Here is a 1,615-nt window from a genome sequence, read left to right on the forward strand (position 1 = left end):
TTTTTAAATTTCGATCTTTGTCGTAGATCACGGCGCGAGCCGCTTTTTTGTAAATTTCAAAGCTCTCGTAGCGCGGCTCGTAAATTTTACAAAGCGCGATATGCAAAAAGTTCATAAACGCAAGCGATACCCTAAAGCAGGGGAAATTTTTATCGAGCCCCTCTTTTGCGATGATCTGCTTGCCCTCTACGCAGACGCCGTCCTTTGCGTACGACCTATCTCTGAGCTTTGTTTTAAAAGATAGCGCTATGTCCCGCTCTTGCGGTTTTAAGTAGATCGTAGCGACGCCGAAGTTATTTAAAAGCTCCTCGTGCGCGGAGAAATTTCGCACCTTCGTCAAAAACTCTGGCTCTCCGGCTAAAACGGCTTCAAAAAGCGAGACGTTGTCTAGCAGCTCGTCATTTGCGGAGGGGAAATAATAAAGCTCAAATACGCCCGCATCCTCTTTTACCTCTCGTAAAACGATACCGTAAATTCCGCTGTAAAAGCCAAATTTTATGCTCCAGCATTCATTAAAATAGTTCCCCTTATACATCCCCTGATACCTGCTTGAGGATTTTACGTCGCTATCGTAAAGAGACTTCATCAATATACATCTCATAAGCGACCTGTAATCCTCAAACGAGTATTTAAATTTCAAAGGGAAAATATCTTGAAATTCCATGCTTCTATCCAAATTTAACCTTATCGCCGTTGCCGAGATAATCGGACGTTTTGGTTCTAAATCTAGCCGTGCCCTTTACGATCGGATAGCCCTCGCGGACGAATTTTTGCACGGTCAGCAAACCCGTGCAGTGGTTACACGCCATGACTTGGTAGTTCCATCTTTTAAGCCCGATAACCAGATCGTCGTATTTTGGATCCCAGTCGTCAAACGGCGAGATATGAAGTCCGCCGTAAAGCCCGTAGAGCTGGTCGTTGTCGTACTTAAGCTCCTTATGCGCGGAGTCCGAAAAAGTAATGATGCCTTGATGGCAGCAGCCCGTGATACTCACTAGGCCTTTGTCTTTGACGTTTACGAAGATCGACTGCTCGCCAAAAACCCTCGTAATGATAGGGCAATCATAGCAAAACGTGCACATTCCGGGCTCGATCTCATTTCTGCCCTTTTTAAACACTACAAGCTCGCCTTTATGACCCGAATCCTTGATATATTGTCTGCCCTCCGGGTAAAATCCTTCGTGTATGATGATCCTGATGTCGGGCTTATACTTTAAAACGACGGGTAGCGCCCAAAAGTGATCGTAGTGCTCGTGCGACATTATGAGGGTGTCTATCTCGCCGCTTTGTAGCATCTTATCGATCCCTTCTCGCTTAAAACACTCGTGCATCCATTTATAGGACCAACCGCAATCAAGCAGATATTTTTTCTTTTCGCCATTTAGGCGCTCTATCTCTATGAGAGCAGAGTAGCCGCCCGCGTTATCGGGATTTACGGAAAGTTTTTTGGTTACCTCCCACGCCTCATCGATTTTATCGGGTAGAAGATGCTTGATTTGTGAAATTCCCTCTTCGTAGCTGCCTTTGGCAAGCCCTTTGCCGTTACCAAACGGTGGCCAGTTAAATAGATATTGATTGACTAGCAGTCCGCCTGCGCCTTTAATATCTCCCATCA

General features: G+C 45.6%; 2 protein-coding genes. Both read right to left on the reverse strand.

Going from position 1 to position 1,615, the window contains the following annotated elements; translation table 11 throughout:
* On the reverse strand, nucleotides 1-676 hold a 676-nt coding region (locus Q0620_RS03205; RefSeq protein WP_298783181.1), incomplete at its 3' end, for a hypothetical protein.
* On the reverse strand, nucleotides 669-1,615 hold a 947-nt coding region (locus tag Q0620_RS03210; protein ID WP_298783182.1), incomplete at its 5' end, for an MBL fold metallo-hydrolase. The genes Q0620_RS03210 and Q0620_RS03205, both read right to left, overlap by 8 nt.

Origin of the sequence: uncultured Campylobacter sp., from assembly GCF_938017615.1 — a bacterium.
Classification (GTDB): Bacteria; Campylobacterota; Campylobacteria; order Campylobacterales; family Campylobacteraceae; genus Campylobacter_B.